Origin of the sequence: Bacillus sp. NPDC077027, from assembly GCF_050269555.1 — a bacterium.
In the GTDB taxonomy this organism is placed as follows: domain Bacteria; phylum Bacillota; class Bacilli; order Bacillales; family Bacillaceae; genus Bacillus.
The window spans coordinates 301,260-324,640 of record NZ_JBNNIO010000001.1; the positions used below are offsets into that span (position 1 = coordinate 301,260).

Consider the following 23,381-nt stretch of genomic DNA (forward strand, 5'->3'; position numbering starts at 1 on the left):
ATTGACTAAATTTAATAGACATCGTAGATTACGTACAAGTGCTGGAATGAGAGAACTTGTCCGAGAAACATTTTTACGTCCTACGGATTTCATTTATCCAATCTTCTTTGTAGAAGGAGAAAAAATTCGCAAGGAAGTTCCTTCTATGCCAGGCGTTCATCATGTTTCTGTTGATCTTGTGAAGGAAGAAGTACAGGAGCTTGTTGATCTTGGCATTAAGTCGATCATTGTGTTTGGTGTGCCTGATCATAAAGATCATGTTGGAAGTGAAGCTTATCATGATCACGGTATTGTTCAAAGAGCGACACTTGAAATAAAAAAACATTTCCCTGAGCTTGTTGTCATTGCTGATACTTGTTTATGTCAGTATACAGATCATGGACATTGCGGAATTGTTGAAGACGGTGAAGTCTTAAATGATGCATCACTTGAGCTTCTTGCAAAAACTGCTGTCAGTCAGGCGCGTGCTGGGGCGGATATCATTGCGCCGTCTAATATGATGGATGGCTTTGTGACCGCAATTCGTGAGGCGCTTGATGAAGCTGGCTTTATTCATGTTCCTGTGATGTCCTATGCGGTGAAATACGCAAGTGCATTTTACGGTCCATTCCGTGAGGCAGCTCATAGCTCACCGCAATTTGGCGATCGTAAAACATATCAAATGGACCCTGCTAATCGACTAGAAGCACTCAGAGAAGCACAGTCAGATGTAGAAGAAGGGGCCGACTTTTTAATCGTGAAGCCGTCTCTTTCTTATTTAGATATTATGCGTGATGTAAAAAATGAATTTACACTGCCGATTGTTGCTTACAATGTGAGTGGTGAATATGCGATGGTCAAAGCGGCAGCGCAAAATGGATGGATTAATGAAAAGGAGCTTGTGCTTGAAATGCTAACAAGCATGAAACGAGCAGGAGCAGAACTCATCATCACGTATCACGCAAAAGATGCAGCAAAATGGCTCTCAGAATAAAGAACGGATAGACAGGAGGACGTTTTTAGATGGTACGTCGTTATGAAAAGTCAAAGCAAGCATTTGTAGAAGCAAGAAAGTATATGCCAGGTGGTGTCAACAGCCCTGTTCGTGCCTTTAAATCTGTGAATACGGACCCGATTTTTATGGAGCGTGGGATAGGCTCTAAAATTTATGACATTGACGGTAATGAATATGTCGACTATGTCTTATCTTGGGGACCACTCATTTTAGGACATAGCAATGAACGAGTTGTCGAAGGAATCAAGCGTGTGGCTGAAAATGGAACGAGCTTTGGCGCTTCTACACTTGTTGAAAATGAACTGGCAAAACTTGTGTCAGAACGTGTGCCTTCTATTGAAGTCATCCGTATGGTGAGCTCTGGAACAGAGGCAACGATGAGTGCACTTCGACTAGCACGTGGTTATACAGGTAGAAACAAGATTGTGAAATTTGAAGGTTGTTATCATGGGCATGGCGATTCCTTACTCATCAAAGCGGGTTCTGGTGTGGCAACACTCGGGCTTCCAGATAGTCCTGGTGTCCCTGAAGGCGTAGCGAGCAATACAATCACAATTCCTTATAACGATTTGGAAAGCATTCACATCGCCTTTAAGGAATATGGTGATGATATTGCTGGAGTGATTGTTGAGCCGGTTGCAGGAAATATGGGCGTTGTTCCGCCTCAAGAGGGCTTCTTGCAGGGATTAAGAGATGTGACGGAACAATATGGTGCTTTGCTTATTTTTGATGAGGTCATGACTGGTTTTAGAGTTGGTTACCATTGTGCCCAAGGGTATTTTGGTATTCAACCAGATATTACTTGTCTCGGTAAAGTGATCGGCGGTGGACTTCCTGTCGGTGCATATGGTGGTAAAGCTGAAATCATGGAACAAATTGCACCGAGTGGTCCAATTTATCAAGCGGGTACTTTGTCAGGAAATCCGCTAGCGATGACGGCAGGCTTAGAAACGCTTAAACAGCTAACACCTGAAACATATGAGGAATTTACGAGAAAAGGCGACATGCTTGAAAAAGGAATTTCAAATGCTGCAAAAGCCCATGGCATTCCATTAACCTTTAATCGTGCTGGTTCTATGATCGGCTTCTTCTTTACAAATGAAAAAGTAGTGAATTATGAAACGGCAAAAAAGGCTGATCTTGATTTGTTTGCTGATTTCTACAAAGAAATGGCTGATAGAGGCATCTTCCTTCCGCCATCTCAGTTTGAAGGACTGTTTTTATCTACAGCTCATACTGATGAAGACATTCATTACACCATTGAAACGGTCGAAAAAGTATTTCAAAAACTAAGTAAATAAATTGTGGGTGCTGGTGTGGAAACATGCCGGCTTTTTTTATTTGGAGAATAAGAAACAAATCATATTTTAATCGCTCCTCTCATACAACTGTATTGACATCTAATTTTATTTTTAAAGGATTAGATGAAAGGAGGACATCGACTTGTCTCAAAACAATCGATTACAATTTTCAGTAGAAGAATCTATCTATTTTAAAAACGGACAGGAAGTCAGCGAGCTACTGTCGATTTCGCTCGATCCAGACATTCTCGTGCAAGAAGTCAATGACTATGTCTCGATTAGAGGTTCACTTGAGCTAACAGGAGAATACAACATAAATCAAGAGGAGCTTTTAGGTGAATCCAGTTCCTATGTATCATACAGGCAAGCAGAGGATGTCAAGATCAGAGAAGATGGAACGGCAGAGCTCTTGCATCAATTTCCTGTTGATATCACTATTCCAAAAAACAAGATTAATCATTTAAGTGACGTGTTTGTGTTTATTGATGCGTTTGACTATCAGCTCACAGATAGCCGTTTATTAACGATTCAGGCGGATTTAGCTATTGAGGGGCTTTTAGGAGAAGAGGAGACGGAAGAGTCGGAGCAGGATCTGTATGAAATTGGTCAGCGAGCTGATCTTGAGTATGGTGATGTGTCTTATGAGGTTGAACAGGATGCAATTGTAGAGGAATCGGCAGAAGAGGAGCCTGTCGCTGAAAGTGAGGAGGAATCTTCTTTTGAACAGGATGAGCCAGAGGAAGAAGCACTCGTTGGCTATCGTTCATTGCCAGAAGCTCCGGTTCAAGAGCCTCCCTTCTTCGATCCGCCTAAGCTTTTAGAAGAGGAAGAACGGAATGAGTCATTCTTTGAAGTTGAGGTAAGAAGAGAGCCAGAAGAGGATATAGAAGAAGAGGAAAGTGAGCCGTATTCGGAATCACCTGTTTTTGAAACACCAGCCTATCATTTTGAACCGATACCAAAAGAGCGGGATCATGGGTTAGAGAGTGAGGTTGAAGCTGAAGAACCTCAAGAGGAATTAAGGCAGTCTTCATCTGGGAGTGAAAATTCTCTTTATTTAACAAAACTTTTTGCTAAACAGGAGGAGGAAGATTTTTCTCGCATGAAAATATGCATTGTTCAACAAGAAGATACAATTGATCGTATTTGTGAGCGATATCAGTTAAATGTTCAGCACTTGCTTAGAACCAACTCACTTTCAGTAGATGCGGAACTGGAAGAAGGCCAAATTCTCTATATTCCTGAATATCAAAAAAGCAACGCTTAACATGTGGAGACCGACCTAGAAAATGTGGTGAGTGAGAGTGGATGAAATCCAATCAGTCTTATATGAGTATGGGCTTGAGGCGGAATACATCGAGTCTGTCAGTCCTGCAGTGTTACGAGTTTATACGAAGCAGGGTGTTTTTGCCTTAAAACAAATAAAGGCGAATCGAAACATCCAATTTACAGATCAAATGCTTGAACTTGAATCGAAAGGGTATCGTTTATTTGTGCCGATTTATCGTACGAGAAATGGTTCCTTTTTCTCAAGTGGAAGTGAAGGTCGATTTGTTTATTATTTAATGCCTTGGCTTGCGAACGAGAAAAGGGAAGAACAAGATGATAAGCACGAATATATGTTTCAAGAGATTGCTAGACTTCATCAGCGCACAGAAGTCATGACTGATATCACTGAGCATGAAATTGAAGCTCACTACACGCAAATAAAGGATAAGTGGGAAGCAGAGAAGGAAATGTATGAACAATTGATTGAGCGGGCTGAGCATGCGTGGTACATGTCACCATTTGAACTTGCCGCTGCGATGTATTTTTCAGAAACGATGTCAGCGAGTGGGTTTGCATTAGAAAGATTAGAGGATTGGCATGAGGAAATGAAAGAAAAGGATACAACGAGAGTCGTTTTAAATCATGGCCAGTTGTCTATACATCATTTCTTATACAATGATGTAGGAACAGGACATTTTACAAACTTTGAACGATCAAGAGTGGCATCACCAATTTATGACCTACTCACCTTTTATTTTCGTACATTTAAAACTTATCCAACCACCTGCCCTGAATGTACCTCGTGGTTTTACACTTACCAAAAGGGGAATCCTTTAAGAGAAGAAGAGATTCATCTATTTCTAAGCTATCTCGCCTATCCACAAGGAGTTTTTGATGTAGTCAAAGCGTACGAGGCAGGCAATCAAGATGAGATGGAGAGCTGTCGACAGTTATTAAAAGCCTATTGGCAAATGAAAAATTCAGAGCCAACTGTCATGAAGGTTCATGAGGTTGAGCAGGCAAGACGGCTTGAAGAAGAGCAGAGCGCCTCGTCATCAGAGTGACGGGCGCTTTTGTTTATTAAAACCAGTCTAAGTGAAACGCACATGCGAGGAAGATTAAGATACCTAAAATGAGGACGTCGAACGTCGTAGGGAATATAATTGTGCGGAATCCTTGAAATATCGCAATCGGAAGCACGACTTGTGAGGCGACTGCTCGGATTTGTCTAACCCAAGGCGGGAGTGTGTACGGATTGATTTTTTTCAAAAGAAGCCTCCTCCTAATTGATTTTGTTACTATCATATGGGCAAATGGGCAAAGGGTGCTTGCCTATTTTGTATAAAGATGCGAAAAAGCGGAAAAGATGATTGACGAAAACAAAAATCATCTAGTAATATAAATAAAAGATTAGTACGTGCTGATGAACGATAAATTAATAATAGATAAGTGTTGAGCAGGAAGAGTACAAACAAGATACCTAAAGAGAGGGAAGCTATTAGCTGTGAGGCTTCCTAGGATGAGACTGTTTGGAAGGTCGCCTGTGAGCTTAATTTCTTGAACAAAGAAGTAGAGAAATTCGGGCAAGTCCCGTTATCCATTTAGAGTGTACGGCACATTTGTGCCCGTAAAAAAAGGTGGTACCGCGAAAAGCTTTTTCGTCCTTTCATAGGGATGGAAAAGCTTTTTTTAGTTTCATCAGCCGTTATAAAATGTGGAGGTTACATAAATGGAAACAAATAATCAAGAAATGCCGACAAAGTATGATCCAAGTGCTATTGAAAAAGACAGATATCAATACTGGCTGGAAGGAAAATTTTTTGAAGCAAAAAACGACGAAACGAAAGAGCCGTATACGGTGGTCATTCCTCCGCCAAACGTAACAGGTAAATTACACCTTGGTCATGCTTGGGATTCTACTTTGCAAGATATTGTGACGCGTATGAAACGGATGCAAGGCTATGATGTTTTATGGCTTCCAGGAATGGACCATGCAGGGATTGCAACACAAGCAAAGGTAGAGGCGAAGCTTCGAGAAGAGGGTGTCAGCCGTTACGACCTTGGACGCGAAAAGTTTGTGGAAGAAACGTGGAAATGGAAAGAAGAGTATGCAGATTTTATCCGAAGTCAATGGGCAAAAATGGGTCTAGGTCTTGATTATTCACGCGAGCGTTTCACATTGGATGATGGACTGAATCAAGCAGTTCGTCAAGTGTTCGTTCAGTTATATGAGAAGGATCTGATTTATCGTGGTGAGTACATTATTAACTGGGATCCAGCGACCAAGACAGCCCTCTCTGATATTGAAGTGATTTACAAGGATGTGCAAGGTGCTTTCTATCATATGAGATATCCACTAGCGGACGGTACAGGTGCAATTGAGATTGCAACGACAAGACCTGAAACAATGCTTGGTGATACAGCGGTGGCTGTTCATCCAGAGGACGAACGCTACAAACACCTCATTGGCAAAACGGTCATTTTACCGATTACGGGTCGAGAAATTCCAATCGTTGGAGATGACTATGTGGATATGGAATTTGGTTCTGGAGCGGTTAAGATTACACCAGCTCATGACCCGAATGACTTTGAAATTGGGAACCGTCATAACTTGGCACGCATTCTCGTGATGAATGAAGATGGATCAATGAACGAGAACGCCTTGCAATATCAAGGAATGGATCGCTTTGAATGTCGTAAACAGATTGTAAAGGATTTACAGGAAGAAGGCGTACTATTCAAAATTGAAGACCATATGCATTCTGTTGGGCACAGTGAGCGAAGCGGCGCAGTTGTAGAACCTTATTTATCAACTCAATGGTTTGTCAAAATGCAGCCGCTTGCTGACGAAGCAATCAATTTACAGAAGAGTGAGGATCAAGTTCAATTTGTACCGGATCGATTTGAAAAGACTTACTTGCACTGGATGGAAAATATCCGTGATTGGTGTATTTCTCGTCAGCTATGGTGGGGACACCGTATTCCAGCTTGGTATCATAAAGAAACAAAAGAAGTATATGTCGGGATGGAGCAGCCAGAAGATATTGAAAACTGGGAGCAAGACTCTGATGTGCTTGATACATGGTTTAGTTCGGCATTATGGCCATTTTCAACAATGGGCTGGCCAGACGTGGAAAGTGAGGATTTTAAGCGTTATTATCCAACAGATCTGCTTGTGACAGGCTATGATATTATCTTCTTCTGGGTATCCCGCATGATTTTCCAAGGGATTGAGTTTACAGGTCAAAAGCCGTTCAAAGATGTTCTCATCCATGGTTTGATCCGTGACGAACAGGGACGAAAGATGAGCAAATCACTTGGAAATGGAATTGATCCGATGGAGGTCATTGATCAATATGGAGCCGATTCATTAAGATATTTCCTTGCGACAGGCGGTTCACCAGGTCAGGATCTACGTTTCAGCTTTGAAAAAGTAGAATCGACTTGGAACTTTGCAAATAAAATTTGGAATGCTTCACGTTTTGCATTAATGAATATGGATGGCATGACATATGAAGAGCTTGATTTGACTGGTGAAAAATCAGTGGCAGATAAATGGATTTTGACTCGTTTAAACGAAACAATCGAAAGCGTCACACAGCTTGCTGACAAATATGAGTTTGGTGAAGTAGGCAGACATCTGTATAACTTTATTTGGGACGATTTCTGTGATTGGTACATTGAAATGGCGAAGCTTCCACTTTACGGTGAAGATGAAGACGCGAAGAAAACAACACGATCCATTCTTGCGTATGTGTTAGATCAAACGATGAGACTACTTCATCCGTTTATGCCGTTCCTGACAGAGGAAATTTGGCAGCACCTTCCACATGAAGGAGAATCTATTACAACGGCGAAATGGCCTGAAGTAAAGCCAGAATTAACAGATCAAAAAGCATCTGCTGATATGAAGCTACTTGTCGAATTGATTCGCTCTGTTCGTAACATTCGTAGTGAAGTGAATACGCCAATGAGTAAGCAAATCGAGCTATTCATTAAAGCAGCAACACAAGATGTAGAGAAACGTCTTGAAGAAAATAGATCTTACATTGAGCGTTTTACAAATCCGAGTGTACTTCAAATCGGAACAGATATTCCGGCAAGCGACAAAGCGATGACAGCTGTTATTTCTGGAGCAGAGCTCATCTTACCACTTGAGGGCTTAATCAATCTAGATGAAGAGATTGCTCGTTTGCAAAAAGAGCTTGATAAGCTATCAAAAGAAGTTGAAAGAGTTCAGAAGAAGCTTGGCAACGAAGGATTTATGAAAAAAGCGCCAGAAAGCGTCGTTGAAGAAGAGCGTGCAAAAGAGCGTGACTATGTAGCAAAACGTGAAGCTGTTCAAAAAAGAATTGAAGAGCTAAAGGCGTAATAATCAAAAAGGCGGCTTCCTTCGACATGGAGCCGTCTTTTGTGAAATATAGAGATGAAATGAGAGGATGACATTGTTTACGACATATGATGAAGCCATTTGTTGGATTCATGGAAGATTAAAATTCGGCGTCAAGCCGGGGCTAGAGAGAATGAAATGGCTGATGAACAAATTGGATCATCCAGAGCGTAAACTGAATGCCATTCATGTCGCAGGAACGAATGGCAAAGGCTCCACGATCGCATTTACAAGATCAATTCTTGAGGCGGCAGGTTATTCGGTTGGTACTTTCACATCACCATTTATATTGACATTTAATGAACGGATTAGCGTGAATGGCAAGCCAATTAGTGATGAGTCATGGCTTAGGATCGTCAATAAGCTAAAGCCCTTTGTGGATGAATTAGATCAAACAGCACTTGGTGCAGCAACGGAATTTGAAATCATTACAGCCTGTGCTTTCGAGTTTTTTGCAGAAGAACATCCAGTTGATTTTGTCCTTTTTGAAGCAGGTCTCGGCGGGAGATTTGATTCTACAAATGTCGTGGAGCCTATTTTAACGACCATCACTTCTATCGGTCATGATCATGTGATGATATTAGGTGACACCCTTGAAGAAATCGCAGGAGAAAAGGCAGGAATTATCAAAAAGGGTACTCCTATGATCACTGCTGTTCATCAGTCAGAAGCATTAGCTGTCATTCAAGAGACGGCAAAACGTGAGCGGGTAGCATGTACCTCTTTATATGATGATTGCATCTTTGAGCATGAACAGGCGCTGGAAACTGGTGAACGGTTTACATTCAAGACACGCAAAAAAGAATATCCACACCTTGAAACTGGCCTGATTGGGACGCACCAAAGGCAAAACGCGGCACTTGCTATCTTACTCATTGAGTGGCTTGAACAAAAACGGTTCATTCAAATCAATGAGGCAGACATATACGATGGGATCAAACATGCGACTTGGCCAGGGAGATTTGAAAAGTTATCAGATCAGCCGCCAGTATATTTAGATGGGGCTCATAATGAAGAGGGAATGGCACGTTTAGTTGAGACTGTTCAGGCACATTTTTCTGGAAAAAATATTCATGTTTGTTTTAGCGCTTTAAAAGATAAACCATACCACCAGATGATCAAACAGCTTGAAACAATTAGTACGTCTATTCATTTTGTTTCATTTGATTTCCCGAGGGCAGAGAATGCAGAAGCACTTTACAGCTGTTGCAACTTAACACACAAATCATATACGGATGATCCAGAATCCGTATTAAAGTTGATTGAACACAAAAAGCATGATCGTGATGCAGTCATCATTGTGACAGGCTCACTTTATTTCATTTCAGATATTCGAAATCGCATTATAGGGTAACAAAAGACGCATTTTGCAGGATTGCAATGTGCGTTTTTCTATTTAATGCTGAATGCTGAGGGTGAAAATGAATTTATGAATTGGTGCCTGTCTTTATCTTCCGTGCTACAATCTGTTTCTAATTTAGCAGATGAAACGGGGGATTATTTTTGTTAGAAGCGATTATTTTCTGTATAGGAATGGTGATTGGTTCATTTTTGCATGTAGTTGGAGAAAGAATTCCACTCCATCAATCAATCGTTACACCGCGTTCACATTGTATGGGCTGTAAGCACCCGCTCAAGGTGTTTGAATTAATTCCAGTTGTGTCTTTTTGTTTTCTTAAAGGTGTTTGTAGAAGATGCGTGATGCACTTGCCTGTGCTATATCCAATAATAGAAATAGTGACAGGGGTACTTTTCCTGATGTGCTGGCGTAAATATGCATGGTCGCTTGAATTCATATTTATTGCTTTGCTCTGTAGTTTTTTAGTAGTTACTGTCGTTAGTGATCTTCTTTATATGCGTATTCCGCACCGCATTTTTTTCTTCTTTTTCCCCCTTTTCGTCATATACCGATTTCTTTCCCCTTTATCAGTGTGGTGGAGTGGTATGGCAGGAGTTGTTTTGTGCTTTCTTTCTTTTATTTGTTTAGATCGATTGAAACCAAATAGTCTTGGAGGGGCAGATATGAAATTATTTTGTGTGCTTGCCTTTTGCTTTGGTGTTGAGGCCCTTCCTTTTTTACTCTTTTTTTCATCTGCATGCGGTATAGTGTATGCCAAACTGTTTTCCTATCATAAAAACGAGCCATTTCCGTTCGTGCCATCCATTTCTATTGCCGTCTGTTTTTATATATTTTCTTATGATTTTTTCATAAAAGTAGTGAATTGGCTTTTGTGAAAAAATTGGCGAACACTTTTTTTTATTGCCGACAAAAGTCTTGTTCTTTTTTTAAACCGCTATGTTAAAGTGTGAAACAGAAAGAAGGACGGGTTAAAATCGCGCTTATTCATTGGACAGGAAGGTCTTTCTTACAAACAATGTCAGAAAGCGGGGTAAAAAGATGAAAAAGAGGCAGGCGAAGAAACAAGGCTTAAAGGTGAATATTAATGGGAAAGAAGAGACAATACACGAGGGTGAGTATCAACAAGAAGAAAAACAGGAGGGGGTGACTTTTTCAAACTGGGAAGAAAAAAGACAGGCTGAGCAGGAGTCGGCAGCTTCTAGTGAAGAGAAACCACAGCCACAAGAAGAAGACTTCCATTGGGATGAAGCGGCTGATCATATTTACCATTCTGACCCTAAAGTGGTGAAACCATATAAAAAAAAGAAAAATGGTGCTTTTGATCAGAAACTCAGCTCTAGTCGAGGCCCAATTAAAAGAGTCATGACAACGGTGCTGTTTGCTGTTGTACTTGGAACAGGGCTAGGTGTGTTTGCTTTAAGCCTAAGCCAAGGTAGTACACCTGATACACAGGCAGGTGTTGAAGCAAATGCATCTACAAGTATGAATCAATCTCCTGTGAAAGCTGGCGATACACCATCTGATGATCAGGAGCAAAAACAGGAGGCGAAAGGAGCATCTAGCGGCAGTTACTCAACGTTTGTTGTACAAACTGGGAAATTTTCATCTGAAAAAGGGGCCGAAGAACTGGTTGGCAGTTTAAAGGATGCTGGCTACGCTGGTAAAAAAGTCGCGATGGATGATGGATTTTATGTCATTGCTGGACTTGCGAAAAATCAGGAAATGACGAGTTCCGTTGGAAAAGCACTGATTGATGAAAACTTCGAAGCATGGGGTGGAAAGGAGCTATCGTTTAATGTCCCTACTGAACTCTCTGATGTGATTGAGAAAGCTGCAATTCTTTCTTCTAAAGTAATAACGGGAGAGGAATTTGAAAAGCAGGAGCTCACCCAATTAACGGCAAAGGTAGAAGAGGCAAATACAAGTGATCAGGCAGCAAAAGAAGAACTTTTAAAGGCAATTCAGTTGTTAGAAGATCCATCTGTGGAGAATGGCTGGAAGACACAGCAAGTGCTACTTGATCAACTAAATACGTAAAATCGTCTTTTGTATAGAGAAACTAGTCTAAAAATGACTAGTTTTTTTCTTTTCCTTCAAACATAATGATGTAGGAACTTTAAAATCTGTTTTTCATAAATTGTCGTCAAAATGTACATTTGATAGGATGAAGGGGTATCTTATTTTCTTAGGCAAACCCCTTGAAAGGATGAACGAACATGAACCATTTAATTCTCGCATCACAGTCACCGAGAAGAAAAGAATTGCTTGATTTAGCAGGGCTTTCTTATGACATAAAAGTCAGTCATATAAAAGAAGAATTAAATCGAAACTTTTCACCTGCTCAGAACGTCCAATGGTTGGCAGAACAAAAAGCAAGTGATATTCGAAGATTTAACCCCCACGCTGTTGTTATTGGAGCAGATACCATCGTTGCCATTAACGGGCAGTGTTTAGGTAAACCAAAGGATGAGCAGGAAGCTAAACGGATGCTGCATTTATTGTCTGGACAGACACATCAAGTCTTGACTGGTGTAAGCATTCAAGCAGAAAATAAAACTGAAACTTTTTATGAACAAACGAACGTGACATTTTGGGAACTTGAAACAGAAGATATCAATCGTTATGTTGCTTCAGGAGAACCGCTTGATAAAGCTGGTAGCTATGGCATTCAAGGAAAAGGTGCTCTATTGGTGAAAAAGATTGATGGAGATTATTTTTCTGTTGTGGGACTCCCCCTTGCTAGAACAGTTCGTGTGTTAAAGACGTTTGGCATCACTTCTTTTTGATGGACGGGAAGGAAGTCTGAAGGAGTGATGAACAATCGAAGACATGCCATTGATGCTGAAGCATCTTCCTAATGATGAAAAGCCGCGGGAAAGATTCATAAAATATGGCCCGCAAAGTCTCTCAAATCATGAGCTTATAGCTATTCTTTTGAGAACTGGTACAAAAAAAGAATCTGTTCTCCAGGTAGCAGCTAGACTTCTTCAAACGTTTGGAGGACTTAGATTATTAAAGGAAGCTTCAATTGAAGAATTATCAAAAATTCATGGGGTTGGAAAAGCAAAAGCGATTTCGATCTTAGCTGCCCTAGAGCTTGGAAGCAGATTACATCACCATGCCCCTGACAATCGCTATGTCATTCGCTCACCAGAAGATGGTGCCAATTTTGTAATGGAAGATATGCGGTTTCTTACTCAGGAGAATTTTGTTTGTCTTTATTTGAATACAAAAAACCAAGTCATTCATAAGCACACAGTTTTTATTGGAAGTCTTAACTCTTCTATTGTTCATCCACGTGAAATCTTTAAAGAAGCCTTTAAACGTTCAGCGGCTTCGTTCATTTGTGTGCACAACCATCCATCAGGAGACCCAACACCGAGCAGGGAAGATATTGAAGTAACAAGAAGACTGTTTGAATGTGGTCAGTTAATTGGAATTCAATTGCTTGATCATCTTGTCATAGGTGATCAAAAATTTGTGAGTTTGAAGGAAAAAGGGTATTTGTAACACTTTTTTTTTCAGTGTTTTACGATATAATAGAGTTTATGAGTTTTTCCCTCAAGGGAATTTTGGTTTAAGAAAGGAAGATACATACATATGTTTGGAATTGGTACAAAAGACCTTGGAATAGATCTTGGAACAGCGAACACGCTTGTCTTTATAAAAGGAAAAGGAATTGTTGTGAGAGAGCCTTCGGTCGTAGCTTTGGAAACAGATACGAAGTCTATAGTAGCAGTCGGAAATGATGCAAGAAACATGATCGGACGTACACCTGGAAATATCGTCGCTCTTCGTCCGATGAAAGACGGTGTGATTGCTGATTATGAAACGACAGCTACAATGATGAAGTATTACATTAATCACGCACTAAAAAACAAAGGCATTTTCTCTAGAAAGCCGTATGTCATGGTATGTGTTCCATCTGGAATTACAGCTGTAGAAGAGCGTGCAGTTATCGATGCTACAAGACAAGCTGGCGCTCGCGATGCTTACCCAATTGAAGAGCCTTTTGCTGCTGCCATTGGTGCGAATTTACCTGTATGGGAACCAACAGGAAGTATGGTTGTGGATATCGGTGGTGGTACAACAGAAGTAGCGATTATTTCTCTTGGTGGAATCGTGACTTCACAATCCATTCGTGTTGCTGGTGATGAAATGGATGAAGCCATCAGCAGTTACATTCGTAAAACATACAACTTGATGATTGGTGACCGTACATCTGAAGCTATTAAGATGGAAATTGGGTCAGCTGATCCAGAAGTACATGATGAAATGGATATTAGAGGACGCGATCTTTTAACAGGTCTGCCGAAAACGATTTCTATTACAGCAGATGAGATTGCAAAGGCACTTCGTGACACTGTAGAAACGATTGTCGATGCAGTAAAAGTAACATTGGAAAAAACGCCACCAGAACTAGCAGCGGATATTATGGATCGCGGAATTGTGTTAACTGGTGGTGGTGCATTGTTACGTAATCTTGATAAAGTGATTAGTGATGAAACGAAAATGCCAGTTATTATAGCTGAGGATCCACTTGACTGTGTTGCAATCGGGACAGGTAAAGCACTAGAGCACATTCATTTGTTCAAAGGAAAATCTAAAGATAATCGGTAGTAAATAAAGAGGTGTAAGACATGCCGCAGTTTTTTATGAATAAAAGATTAATGTTGCTCCTTGTCTGTGTCATCATTTTGGTGGCGATGATTGGTTTTTCAGTGAAAAGCGGCAGAGGTGCTACATGGCCAGAAAAATTAGTTGGTGATACGACAGGCTTTTTCCAAAGTGTATTTCATAAGCCTTCACAATTTATTGCCGGTTTTTATGGAAACATTCAAGACTTAAAGAATACGTACGAGGAAAACGAGCGACTACGGAAAAAGTTAGACGGGCAAACGCAATATGAAGCGAAACTTCAAGAACTTGAAGATGAAAATAAAAAACTTCGTAAGCAGCTCGGCTATGTGAATTCAATTCGTGATTACACGCCAATTCTTTCAACGGTTATTGCAAGAAACCCGTCTCTTTGGGACAGCTTTGTCATGATTGATAAAGGGAAGCAGCAGGGCGTGGAAAAGGATATGGCTGTCACAAATGAAAGTGGAGCTCTCATTGGAAAGATTGAAAGTGGTAAGCTCAATAATTTTACTTCAACTGTAAGGTTGTTAAGCTCTACTGACCAAAATAATAGAATTTCAACGAAAATTTTTGCTAAAAAGGGCAAGGAAGAGCTCAACGGAATCATTAACGGTTATGACAGCAAGAAAAAGATGCTGACAATGAATATTTTAAAATCTGATGCTGATGGAGACGTTAAAAAAGGTGATCTTGTTGAAACATCTGGGGCTGGAGGAGTCTTTCCACAAGGCATAACAATCGGAAAGGTTAGCGAGATCGAACCAGATCATTATGGACTGACAAAAATTATTTATGTAGAACCGGCTGCTGAATTAAACAATTTAGATCATGTGATTGTTGTCAACCGCAGTGCTAGTACCGCAGATTCATCTGAGCTAGTAAAGGAGGAAGGCTCGTGAAACGTGTCCTTCTTACGCTAGTGATCATGTTTATCTTTGTACTAGACAGTATTTTTGTCGATCTGGTGAAACTGCCTTTTGCTTCAGAGAATCAGATTTTAGCGCCTCATTTTATCTTACTCGCGCTCGTGTTTATGGCTGCATATATGAATCAAAAATATGCAGTCATTTACGGATTCGTTTTCGGACTTTTATATGATATTGCGTATACTGGAGTACTTGGTGTGCATATGTTTGGCTTTGGCGCTTTATGCTTTTTATTGTCAAAGGCTTTTAAAATACTCCAAACAAATATTTTAGTTGTCGTGTTTCTATCAATACTTGCTGTTTCTGTTATGGAGTTTTATGTATATGGCGTTCAAACAACGATTCAGCCTAGTATTATGTCTTTCAATACGTATGTGATTGAACGTTTTATTCCAACGATTCTTCTAAATACTGTAGCGTCACTGATACTTGTTGTGCCGCTAAGGCTTTTCTTCTTAAACGTAAAACAAGGTTTGATCGACGAATAAAAGCAGGAATTTGTCCATTTACGGCGAAATGAGTATGTTGTTGAGGTGAGCATCTTGAAAACTCAAAAACAGCAATTTGTGACGATAAAAGGAACAAAAAATGGGTTAACTTTACAATTAAACGACAACTGTTCGTTTGAGGATCTTCTTACTGGCTTACGTGAGGTGCTTTCACTTGAGCAATATACAGACGGAAGAGAAGGCCAAAAGGTCAATGTGCATATTAAGCTTGGCTTTCGTTATTTAACGGAGGATCAAGAGGCACTTTTAACGGAAGTTGTGGCAGAAAATGAGCATTTAGTCATTCATTCTATTGAAAGTGAAGTCATTTCAACTGAAGAGGCTAAACGATTGAAGGCAGAAGCAGAGATTACTTCTGTCGCTAAAATCGTTCGCTCAGGGCAGGTCTTGTATGTAGAGGGTGACCTGCTTTTAATTGGGGATGTCAATCCCGGCGGCACAATACGCGCGGGGGGGAACATCTTCGTGCTTGGCTCGTTAAAGGGCATCGCGCATGCTGGCTGCAACGGCAACAAGCAGGCAGTGATTGCTTCTTCAAATATGATCCCGACGCAGCTGCGCATCGCTCATGTGTTTAACCGCGCACCAGATCAAAAGCAAGATGGCAATGAAATGGAATGTGCATACTTAGATATAGATGACAATATGATCATTGAACGCCTTCAGCAATTGGCTCATATAAGACCTAATCTGACAAGGCTTGAGGGAGGAATGTGAAATTGGGCGAGGCTATTGTGATTACCTCAGGAAAAGGCGGCGTTGGTAAAACAACAACATCTGCAAACTTAGGCACAGCCCTAGCAATTCAGGGGAAAAAGGTATGCCTTGTTGATACCGATATTGGCCTCCGTAATTTGGATGTCGTGATGGGGCTTGAAAACCGCATTATATATGACCTAGTAGACGTTGTAGAAGGAAGATGTAAAATACATCAAGCGCTTGTGAAAGATAAGCGTTTCGAGGATCTTTTATATCTTTTGCCAGCTGCACAAACTAGTGATAAAACAGCAGTGGAACCAGAACAAATAAAAGACTTAATTCAAACATTGAAACAAGACTTTGATTATGTTGTGATTGATTGCCCGGCTGGTATTGAACAAGGTTTCAAGAATGCAGTTTCAGGTGCAGACAAAGCGATTGTTGTCACTACACCAGAGATTTCAGCTGTAAGAGACGCGGATCGGATCATCGGCCTTTTAGAGCAAGAAGACATTGAACCGCCTCGTTTAATTGTTAACCGCATTCGGAATCATCTTGCAAAAAATGGTGATTCTATGGATGTGGATGAAGTTGTGCATCATTTATCTATTGATTTGCTAGGGATTGTGGCAGATGATGATGATGTTATCAAAGCTTCAAACAACGGAGAACCGATTGTCATGGACCCTAAAAACAGAGCGTCGATTGCTTACCGCAATATTGCTCGGCGTGTGCTAGGAGAGTCTGTTCCTCTTCAATCCTTTGAAGAAGAGAGCAAAGGGATGATTGCTAAACTCAAAGCGTTCTTCGGTGTAAGAGCATAATATAATGATCTTTTGAGAAACCGATTCTAATAGAATCGGTTTTTTTCTTGCATACTAGCGAAGTACAGGACATAAGATGTACAAACTGTTTGTATGTAAAGGGTGATCTGATGAAAAGAGTTGATGAATACCGAAAAAAGATTGTGCAGCGCCGTAAATCAAAAAAAACGGTTATGTCGAAACGAACGGATTTGAAAAAACAAACTGATATTCCGCCTTGGGTTGTACTCACAGAAGAGGAAAAGCATGCTCAGTCTTCTTCATATGAGGTTCCACAAAAGAGCAAGTATCCGCACCCACTTTTTAACCCAAATACATTTGTATTGAAATGTTTGCTCTCAGCTTCTATCGTTTTGATTACCGCAATTACCTTTAAAGGACAGGCCGGCCCATTTCAACAACTAAAACCTGTAATGAATCAGACATTTAAACAGGATTTTCAGTTTGCAACAGTCAATCACTGGTTCGAGAAGACGATTGGAAATCCACTTGCTTTTTTACCGGAGAAAAAAGAAGGGCAATCGGATGTACAAGCAAATCAAGAGCTTGCTGTCCCTGCCTCCGGTAAAGTTCAAGAGTCATTCACCCAAAATGGAGCGGGTGTAAAAGTTGAAACTTCGACCGAAGCAATTGATAGTATGAAAGAAGGCTATGTTGTTGAGGTGAAAAAGAAAAGTGATACTGGTCTTACTGTTGTGATTCAACATGCAGATAGCAGTTATAGCTGGTACGGTCAATTAAAGGATACGGATGTTGCACTTTATGACTTTGTAGACAAAGGAGAGAAAGTTGGTAGCATTTCGCTTGATGATAAGGGAAAAGGAATCTACTATTTTGCCATTAAGCAAAATGAACACTTTATTGATCCTATTCAGGTGATTTCCTTTGAGTAAATGTCTGCTGTTTTTGACTAAAATTCATGTTCATCCATTGCTGTGGGTAGTCATCGCCTGTGCGGTCATATCAGGACAAATTAAACCGCTTCTTTGTCTGCTTGTCATTGTTGGTATTCATGAACTTGGACATGCAGCAGCGGCTTGCTATTATCATTGGCGAATTAAACGAATTTTTCTTTTACCCTTCGGCGGCACGGTAGAGGTGGAGGAGCATGGGAACCGTCCGCTAAAAGAAGAGCTGGCGGTGATTTTATGCGGTCCGCTTCAGCATATACCGCTTCAGTTAGTGGCATGGTTCTTATTGGAGGCTTCTTTGTTATCTTCTGATTTATTTGCGGTGTTTACTTTTTATAATATGGCAATTCTACTGATCAATCTTTTGCCAATTTGGCCACTTGATGGTGGAAAGCTTTTCTTTTTGCTCTTATCTGCTTTTTACCCATTCCAACGTGCACATACCCTTGTGCTAAAAGCTTCTCTTTGTTTTTTTATTCTTTTGGCGCTATGCTTGTTACTCCTTGCACCACTTCAGTTAAGCGTTTGGTCGCTTCTTGTGTTCTTAGGTTACTCTCTCTTGATGGAATACAAGCAACGACATTTTATTCATGTTCGTTTTCTGCTTGAGCGTTACTACGGAAAAAAGCAAAAAAATGTAGACCGGCTCGTTCCGCTCAAAGCTGGCGCAGATGACAAAGTATATGAGGTGATGACCCGTTTTCAAAGAGGCTGTAAGCATCCAATTATTATTGAAAGAAACGGAGTCAAAATGAACCAGTTAGATGAAAATGAACTATTACATGCTTATTTTTCAGAACGTAGAACCACATCCTCTATGGAAGAGCTACTTTTACCGTACTAACAGTGAAAATACATTGACATCTTGCGAGTGGTTTGATATATTTTATAATGTTATGGATATGTAGCACCTGTGCTACAACCGCGCGGAACAGGAGTTAAGAGCTTTTAAAGCCCCCTGAAGCCGGCGAGTCTGAGTTTATTAGGAGGTGCAGAGATGTACGCAATTATCGAAACTGGTGGTAAACAAGTCAAAGTTGAAGAAGGTCAAACTGTTTATGTTGAAAAACTAACTGCTGAAGCAGGCGAAACAGTTACTTTCGAAAACGTATTGTTTGTCGGCGGAGACACTGTGAAAGTGGGAAATCCTTCAGTTGCTGGAGCAACAGTAACGGCTAAAGTTGAAAAACAAGGTCGCGGTAAGAAAATTACTGTCTTCAAGTATAAAGCGAAGAAAAACAACCACAAAAAACAAGGTCATCGTCAACCTTACACTAAAGTTGTTATCGAAAAAATTAACGCTTAAGGCGTGTGAGTGATATGATCAATGCAACAATTACTCGGTCAACTTCTGATGAAAGCATTACGTCTTTTCGGATGACTGGACATGCCGAGTATGCTGAAAAAGGTCAGGATCTCGTTTGTGCAGGTGTTTCTGCAGTTGTATTTGGCTCTGTCAATTCAATCATTGCTTTAACAGAGATTGATCCTGTATTGGATATTGGAGAAGAGGGCGGTTATTTTTACTTTGAGCTTCCTTCTGACATAGATTCAGTATCCTTTGAAAAAGCACAGTTGCTTTTAGAAGGAATGGTCGTTTCTTTACAAACAATCGAACGAGATTATCACGATTATGTAAGTTTAACCACAAAATAATAGGAGGTGAACTTCATGCTTAGATTAGATCTTCAATTTTTCGCATCTAAAAAAGGGGTAGGTTCTACAAAGAACGGACGTGACTCTGAGTCTAAACGTTTAGGCGCTAAACGTGCTGACGGTCAATTCGTAACTGGTGGTTCTATCCTTTACCGTCAACGTGGAACGAAAATCTATCCAGGTGAAAACGTTGGACGCGGAGGCGACGACACTCTTTTCGCTAAAATCGACGGAACTGTTAAATTCGAACGTTTCGGTCGTGACCGTAAAAAAGTGAGCGTATATCCTGCGGCACAATAATGTTTAAAAACTCCGGTCTCTGACTGGAGTTTTTTTCACTATTAGGGGAAGATTTGAGCATGATATGTAATGCTCTTACTCGGAAGAGAAGATGCGCTCCAAATGTAAATAGACCAACTCAAAGAAAGTTTGCTGACTTTTGCCTCACTCACTCCTATATTCGTCAGAAAAAACAACCTTTCCTCAAATAACAAGTGTTTTTCTAATCAAGTCTTCTCTGTTATAATTCAGAGAGACATAGTGATGATAAGACTCCTGAAAGAGAGACCAAACGATTGGGAGTGCGATAATGGAAGAAATATCAAGGAAACAAAATGGAAAATTGACTCACGCTACATTAACCAATGAATTAATTGGGATACTCAGTCGTTCTAGACATGATTGGATGAATAAACTCCAGCTCATTAAAGGGAATCTCACCTTAGAAAAATATGATCGTGTGTTTGAAATCATAGAAGAAATGGTCATTGAGGCACAGCATGAATCAAAACTCTCAAATTTGAAAATTCCCCAATTGGCTTTTTGTTTTCTTACATTTAATTGGGAGTCGCATTTTATCACCTTGGAATATGAAGTGCTTGGTGAAACACGAGATTTATCAGCTTATGATGAACAACTGCTTTCAGTATCACAGAAGTTGTTTTCTATTTTTGATCAATCAGTTTGCCAAAAAACTGAAAATCATTTAACAGTCACATTCCAAACAGATCATCAAGATGAAGAATTGGTCTTATATTTTGATTTTAAAGGAAAATTAATTAGTTTGGATGCGTTAAATGCATTTCATGATGCAAACTATTCATGTATGAATATTACTCAATTTCATGTCACTCCCCATGAGTCCATGATTGAACTGAGTGTGAGGCAAGATTGAGATGTGTGATACAGAGAAACGGAGGAAGTTATGTTTGTAGATCAGGTAAAAGTGTATGTTAAAGGTGGTGACGGCGGGAATGGAATGGTTGCTTTCCGTCGTGAAAAATATGTACCAAAGGGCGGACCAGCAGGTGGCGATGGCGGAAATGGAGCAGACGTTGTATTTGAGGTAGATGAGGGATTAAGAACACTCATGGACTTTCGTTATAAACGTCACTTCAAGGCAGATCGTGGTGAGCATGGAATGAGCAAAAATCAGCATGGGCGAAATGCTGAAGATATGGTTGTAAAAGTTCCACCAGGCACTGTTGTGACAGATGCAGAGACAAGCCAAGTGCTTGCAGACCTTACAGAGCATGGTCAGCGTGCTGTGATTGCAAAAGGAGGCAGAGGCGGACGTGGAAATTCACGTTTTGCTACGCCATCTAATCCAGCTCCGCAGTTATCTGAAAATGGTGAGCCGGGAAAAGAACGTGATATCGTATTAGAGCTTAAGGTTCTTGCGGATGTTGGACTCGTTGGATTTCCAAGTGTAGGAAAGTCTACTCTTTTATCTATTGTCTCTGCTGCTAAGCCTAAAATCGCTGATTATCATTTCACAACACTTGTCCCGAACCTAGGGGTTGTAGAAACTGATGACAATCGTAGTTTTGTCATGGCTGATTTACCAGGATTGATTGAAGGTGCACATGAAGGCATTGGATTAGGACATCAATTCTTACGTCACATTGAACGAACGCGTGTCATTGTACATGTGATTGATATGTCAGGTCTTGAAGGGCGAGATCCGTATGAAGACTATGTGACAATCAACGAGGAGCTTAAGCAATACAATTTAAGGTTGACTGAGCGCCCGCAAATTATTGTGGCAAATAAGATGGACATGCCGGATGCAGCTGAAAATCTTAAAGGATTTCAAGAGAAGCTAGATGACGCTCACAAAGTGTTTGCTGTGAGTGCAATTACAAGAGAGGGGCTTCGTGAGCTCTTATTTGAAATTGCGAATCAGCTTGAAACAACACCAGAATTCCCACTTTATAATGAAGAAGAGCTGTCTGAAAACCGTGTTATGTACAAGTTCGCTGACGAGGAAACACCGTTTGAAATCTCTAGAGATTCTGATGGTACATTTGTTCTGACTGGACAAGCACTAGAGCGCCTCTTTAAAATGACTGACTTTTCAAGAGATGAATCAGTCAAACGCTTCTCACGCCAATTGCGTGGTATGGGTATAGACGATGCCCTTCGTGAGCGAGGAGCAAAGGATGGCGATATCGTTCGTCTGCTTGAATTTGAATTTGAATTTATCGATTGATCAAAAGGAGGGTCCAAAGCATGGACTCTCCCGTTTTTAAAAGGGGAGAAGACAGGTGAAAGAAGAAACCTTCTATTTAGTAAGAGAAGATGTACTGCCTGATGCTATGCGAAAGACGCTGGAGGTCAAAAAGCTACTTGATCGGAAAAAAGCTGATTCAGTTGCTGATGCTGTCCAAAAAGCCGATTTAAGCAGAAGCGCTTTTTATAAATATCGGGATGCCGTTTTTCCATTTTATACGATGGTCAAGGAACAGATCATTACCTTGTTCTTTCATCTTGAAGATCGTTCTGGCGCTTTATCTAGATTACTACAAATCGTGGCGGATTCAGGCTGTAACGTCTTATCTATCCACCAAACGATTCCACTTCAAGGTAGAGCCAACGTAACATTATCAATTAGTACGACTGGTATGGAAGATGATATCAATACGGTCATGAATCAATTAAGAAAACTTGAATTTGTCGAAAAAGTTGAAATTTTAGGTTCCGGTGCTTAAAAGGAGAGATCATAAAGAATGAAGCAATTAACTGTAGGTTATTTTGGACCAGAAGCAACATTTACTCATTTAGCGGTATGCTCCTGTTTCCCAAAGGATGCTGTCCAGAAGGCGTATGTCACCATTCCTCAATGCATGGATGCTGTGACAAAGGGAGAAGTCGATCTAGCTGTCGTTCCGCTTGAAAATGCACTAGAAGGCTCAGTCAATTTGACAATTGATTATTTAATTCATGAAGATGCACTTTCAATCGTCGGTGAAATAACAGCACCAATTCGTCAACATCTGCTTGTACACCCATCGAGAGAAGAGGACTGGAAGGCACTTGATATGATTCAATCGCATCCACATGCAATCGCACAATGCCATCAATTTCTAAAAAAACAGTTCCCACTTATTCCACATCGACCAGTTGAATCAACTGGCTTTGCAGCAAAATACGTGAGTGAGCATCCAGAAGAGAATATTGGTGCAATTGCGAATGAAATTGCAGCAAGTACATACGGATTGTCCATTGCGAAAAAGGACATTCATGATTATCCTCATAACCATACACGATTTGTCATTTTACATGTAGATCCGAAGGCGTCATTCCCGATGAATTCTGGGTTTTCTTCAAGGCCAAAAACGACCATTGTGGTGAGCTTGCCAAAAGATGATCAATCTGGAGCACTTCATCGTGTATTATCTGCTTTCTCTTGGCGTAATCTCAACCTATCGAAAATTGAGTCACGCCCAACGAAAACAGGACTTGGGCATTATTTATTTATCATTGATATTGAAAAGGAAATGGACGATGTTCTCATACCAGGAGCTATTCAAGAACTAGAAGCAATTGGTTGTCAGGTGAAGCTCCTAGGTACTTACCAAACCTATGAATTAACAAATGAAAAATAGTGTCCTTTCAAAGG

25 protein-coding genes and 2 other annotated features are annotated in these 23,381 nt (G+C 40.5%); of the genes, 24 read left to right on the forward strand and 1 reads right to left on the reverse strand.

Going from position 1 to position 23,381, the window contains the following annotated elements:
• The first annotated feature begins 1 nt into the window (after nucleotide 1).
• The 4 genes from hemB to ysxE all read left to right on the forward strand — a co-directional run bounded on the left by hemB (nucleotide 2) and on the right by ysxE (nucleotide 4,628).
• On the forward strand, nucleotides 2-973 hold the full coding sequence (gene hemB / locus ACQKEZ_RS01680; RefSeq protein WP_427298225.1) for a porphobilinogen synthase: 972 nt from the start codon (nucleotides 2-4) through the stop codon (nucleotides 971-973).
• A gap of 29 nt (nucleotides 974-1,002) precedes the next feature.
• A complete protein-coding gene (gene hemL, locus ACQKEZ_RS01685) occupies nucleotides 1,003-2,295 on the forward strand; it encodes a glutamate-1-semialdehyde 2,1-aminomutase (protein ID WP_427298227.1) in 1,293 nt (430 codons plus the stop codon).
• A gap of 142 nt (nucleotides 2,296-2,437) precedes the next feature.
• Entirely contained in the window at nucleotides 2,438-3,562 is a 1,125-nt protein-coding gene (spoVID, locus tag ACQKEZ_RS01690; protein WP_427298229.1) for a stage VI sporulation protein D, read from the forward strand.
• A gap of 37 nt (nucleotides 3,563-3,599) precedes the next feature.
• Complete coding sequence (gene ysxE, locus ACQKEZ_RS01695; RefSeq protein WP_427298231.1) at nucleotides 3,600-4,628, forward strand: spore coat protein YsxE; 1,029 nt, start codon at nucleotides 3,600-3,602, stop codon at nucleotides 4,626-4,628.
• A gap of 16 nt (nucleotides 4,629-4,644) precedes the next feature.
• Here ysxE and ACQKEZ_RS01700 read toward each other — a convergent pair whose 3' ends face one another.
• On the reverse strand, nucleotides 4,645-4,833 hold the full coding sequence (locus ACQKEZ_RS01700) for a hypothetical protein (RefSeq protein ID WP_427298233.1): 189 nt from the start codon (nucleotides 4,831-4,833) through the stop codon (nucleotides 4,645-4,647).
• 174 nt (nucleotides 4,834-5,007) lie between these two features.
• Nucleotides 5,008-5,233, forward strand: a binding site (T-box leader).
• Nucleotides 5,234-5,293: 60 nt separating this feature from the next.
• On the opposite strand from ACQKEZ_RS01700, the gene ACQKEZ_RS01705 reads away from it, so the two are divergent.
• The 20 genes from ACQKEZ_RS01705 to pheA all read left to right on the forward strand — a co-directional run bounded on the left by ACQKEZ_RS01705 (nucleotide 5,294) and on the right by pheA (nucleotide 23,367).
• Nucleotides 5,294-7,936 (forward strand): valine--tRNA ligase, encoded by a 2,643-nt coding sequence (locus ACQKEZ_RS01705; RefSeq protein ID WP_427298235.1) that lies wholly within the window; start codon nucleotides 5,294-5,296, stop codon nucleotides 7,934-7,936.
• A 73-nt stretch (nucleotides 7,937-8,009) separates the two neighbouring features.
• The gene (locus tag ACQKEZ_RS01710; RefSeq protein ID WP_427298237.1) at nucleotides 8,010-9,308 is read left to right on the forward strand and encodes a bifunctional folylpolyglutamate synthase/dihydrofolate synthase; all 1,299 of its coding nucleotides are present in this window, start codon (nucleotides 8,010-8,012) and stop codon (nucleotides 9,306-9,308) included.
• A 179-nt stretch (nucleotides 9,309-9,487) separates the two neighbouring features.
• Entirely contained in the window at nucleotides 9,488-10,189 is a 702-nt protein-coding gene (locus ACQKEZ_RS01715) for a prepilin peptidase (protein WP_427299283.1), read from the forward strand.
• Between the two features lie 163 nt (nucleotides 10,190-10,352).
• Nucleotides 10,353-11,351, forward strand: a complete 999-nt coding sequence (locus ACQKEZ_RS01720) for an SPOR domain-containing protein (protein ID WP_427298239.1) — start codon at nucleotides 10,353-10,355, stop codon at nucleotides 11,349-11,351.
• 179 nt (nucleotides 11,352-11,530) lie between these two features.
• Nucleotides 11,531-12,100, forward strand: a complete 570-nt coding sequence (locus ACQKEZ_RS01725) for a Maf family protein (protein WP_427298241.1) — start codon at nucleotides 11,531-11,533, stop codon at nucleotides 12,098-12,100.
• Nucleotides 12,101-12,143: 43 nt separating this feature from the next.
• Nucleotides 12,144-12,824 carry a RadC family protein gene (gene radC, locus ACQKEZ_RS01730; RefSeq protein WP_427298243.1) on the forward strand — a complete coding sequence of 227 codons (681 nt, stop codon included), beginning with the start codon at nucleotides 12,144-12,146 and terminating at the stop codon, nucleotides 12,822-12,824.
• Between the two features lie 90 nt (nucleotides 12,825-12,914).
• Nucleotides 12,915-13,934 (forward strand): rod shape-determining protein, encoded by a 1,020-nt coding sequence (locus tag ACQKEZ_RS01735; RefSeq protein WP_427298245.1) that lies wholly within the window; start codon nucleotides 12,915-12,917, stop codon nucleotides 13,932-13,934.
• Between the two features lie 20 nt (nucleotides 13,935-13,954).
• The gene (gene mreC, locus ACQKEZ_RS01740; RefSeq protein WP_427298247.1) at nucleotides 13,955-14,854 is read left to right on the forward strand and encodes a rod shape-determining protein MreC; all 900 of its coding nucleotides are present in this window, start codon (nucleotides 13,955-13,957) and stop codon (nucleotides 14,852-14,854) included.
• Nucleotides 14,851-15,369: a rod shape-determining protein MreD gene (mreD, locus tag ACQKEZ_RS01745; protein ID WP_427298249.1), complete on the forward strand. Its 519-nt coding sequence runs from the start codon at nucleotides 14,851-14,853 to the stop codon at nucleotides 15,367-15,369. The genes mreC and mreD overlap by 4 nt, the downstream gene beginning before the upstream one ends.
• A 54-nt stretch (nucleotides 15,370-15,423) precedes the next feature.
• A complete protein-coding gene (gene minC / locus ACQKEZ_RS01750) occupies nucleotides 15,424-16,107 on the forward strand; it encodes a septum site-determining protein MinC (RefSeq protein WP_427298251.1) in 684 nt (227 codons plus the stop codon).
• Between the two features lie 2 nt (nucleotides 16,108-16,109).
• Nucleotides 16,110-16,913: a septum site-determining protein MinD gene (gene minD, locus ACQKEZ_RS01755; protein ID WP_427298253.1), complete on the forward strand. Its 804-nt coding sequence runs from the start codon at nucleotides 16,110-16,112 to the stop codon at nucleotides 16,911-16,913.
• Nucleotides 16,914-17,023: 110 nt separating this feature from the next.
• Nucleotides 17,024-17,806, forward strand: a complete 783-nt coding sequence (locus tag ACQKEZ_RS01760) for a peptidoglycan DD-metalloendopeptidase family protein (protein WP_427298255.1) — start codon at nucleotides 17,024-17,026, stop codon at nucleotides 17,804-17,806.
• A complete protein-coding gene (locus tag ACQKEZ_RS01765; protein WP_427298257.1) occupies nucleotides 17,799-18,668 on the forward strand; it encodes a M50 family metallopeptidase in 870 nt (289 codons plus the stop codon). The genes ACQKEZ_RS01760 and ACQKEZ_RS01765 overlap by 8 nt, the downstream gene beginning before the upstream one ends.
• Before the next feature lie 66 nt (nucleotides 18,669-18,734).
• Nucleotides 18,735-18,809 (forward strand) — a sequence feature (ribosomal protein L21 leader region).
• A 12-nt stretch (nucleotides 18,810-18,821) separates the two neighbouring features.
• Nucleotides 18,822-19,130: a 50S ribosomal protein L21 gene (rplU, locus tag ACQKEZ_RS01770; protein ID WP_427298259.1), complete on the forward strand. Its 309-nt coding sequence runs from the start codon at nucleotides 18,822-18,824 to the stop codon at nucleotides 19,128-19,130.
• A gap of 14 nt (nucleotides 19,131-19,144) precedes the next feature.
• The gene (locus ACQKEZ_RS01775; RefSeq protein WP_427298261.1) at nucleotides 19,145-19,480 is read left to right on the forward strand and encodes a ribosomal-processing cysteine protease Prp; all 336 of its coding nucleotides are present in this window, start codon (nucleotides 19,145-19,147) and stop codon (nucleotides 19,478-19,480) included.
• Nucleotides 19,481-19,495: 15 nt separating this feature from the next.
• Nucleotides 19,496-19,780 (forward strand): 50S ribosomal protein L27, encoded by a 285-nt coding sequence (gene rpmA, locus ACQKEZ_RS01780; RefSeq protein WP_003216586.1) that lies wholly within the window; start codon nucleotides 19,496-19,498, stop codon nucleotides 19,778-19,780.
• Nucleotides 19,781-20,069: 289 nt separating this feature from the next.
• Nucleotides 20,070-20,654: a Spo0B C-terminal domain-containing protein gene (locus ACQKEZ_RS01785; protein WP_427298263.1), complete on the forward strand. Its 585-nt coding sequence runs from the start codon at nucleotides 20,070-20,072 to the stop codon at nucleotides 20,652-20,654.
• Between the two features lie 30 nt (nucleotides 20,655-20,684).
• Nucleotides 20,685-21,971, forward strand: coding sequence for a GTPase ObgE (obgE, locus tag ACQKEZ_RS01790; RefSeq protein WP_427298265.1), 1,287 nt, complete (start codon nucleotides 20,685-20,687; stop codon nucleotides 21,969-21,971).
• A gap of 55 nt (nucleotides 21,972-22,026) precedes the next feature.
• A complete protein-coding gene (locus ACQKEZ_RS01795) occupies nucleotides 22,027-22,470 on the forward strand; it encodes an ACT domain-containing protein (protein WP_427298267.1) in 444 nt (147 codons plus the stop codon).
• 18 nt (nucleotides 22,471-22,488) lie between these two features.
• On the forward strand, nucleotides 22,489-23,367 hold the full coding sequence (gene pheA, locus ACQKEZ_RS01800) for a prephenate dehydratase (RefSeq protein ID WP_427298269.1): 879 nt from the start codon (nucleotides 22,489-22,491) through the stop codon (nucleotides 23,365-23,367).
• The last annotated feature ends 14 nt before the right edge of the window (nucleotides 23,368-23,381 follow it).

Coding starts and splice junctions, on each gene's coding strand:
- pheA (WP_427298269.1), top strand. CDS start 22,489: ATGAAGCAATTAACTGTAGGTTATTTTGGACCAGAAGCAACATTTACT.
- hemL (WP_427298227.1), top strand. CDS start 1,003: ATGGTACGTCGTTATGAAAAGTCAAAGCAAGCATTTGTAGAAGCAAGA.
- ACQKEZ_RS01725 (WP_427298241.1), top strand. CDS start 11,531: ATGAACCATTTAATTCTCGCATCACAGTCACCGAGAAGAAAAGAATTG.
- rplU (WP_427298259.1), top strand. CDS start 18,822: ATGTACGCAATTATCGAAACTGGTGGTAAACAAGTCAAAGTTGAAGAA.
- ACQKEZ_RS01705 (WP_427298235.1), top strand. CDS start 5,294: ATGGAAACAAATAATCAAGAAATGCCGACAAAGTATGATCCAAGTGCT.
- radC (WP_427298243.1), top strand. CDS start 12,144: ATGCCATTGATGCTGAAGCATCTTCCTAATGATGAAAAGCCGCGGGAA.
- obgE (WP_427298265.1), top strand. CDS start 20,685: ATGTTTGTAGATCAGGTAAAAGTGTATGTTAAAGGTGGTGACGGCGGG.
- ACQKEZ_RS01785 (WP_427298263.1), top strand. CDS start 20,070: ATGGAAGAAATATCAAGGAAACAAAATGGAAAATTGACTCACGCTACA.
- ACQKEZ_RS01735 (WP_427298245.1), top strand. CDS start 12,915: ATGTTTGGAATTGGTACAAAAGACCTTGGAATAGATCTTGGAACAGCG.
- ACQKEZ_RS01760 (WP_427298255.1), top strand. CDS start 17,024: ATGAAAAGAGTTGATGAATACCGAAAAAAGATTGTGCAGCGCCGTAAA.
- mreC (WP_427298247.1), top strand. CDS start 13,955: ATGCCGCAGTTTTTTATGAATAAAAGATTAATGTTGCTCCTTGTCTGT.
- ACQKEZ_RS01720 (WP_427298239.1), top strand. CDS start 10,353: ATGAAAAAGAGGCAGGCGAAGAAACAAGGCTTAAAGGTGAATATTAAT.
- rpmA (WP_003216586.1), top strand. CDS start 19,496: ATGCTTAGATTAGATCTTCAATTTTTCGCATCTAAAAAAGGGGTAGGT.
- ACQKEZ_RS01715 (WP_427299283.1), top strand. CDS start 9,488: ATGGTGATTGGTTCATTTTTGCATGTAGTTGGAGAAAGAATTCCACTC.
- ACQKEZ_RS01775 (WP_427298261.1), top strand. CDS start 19,145: ATGATCAATGCAACAATTACTCGGTCAACTTCTGATGAAAGCATTACG.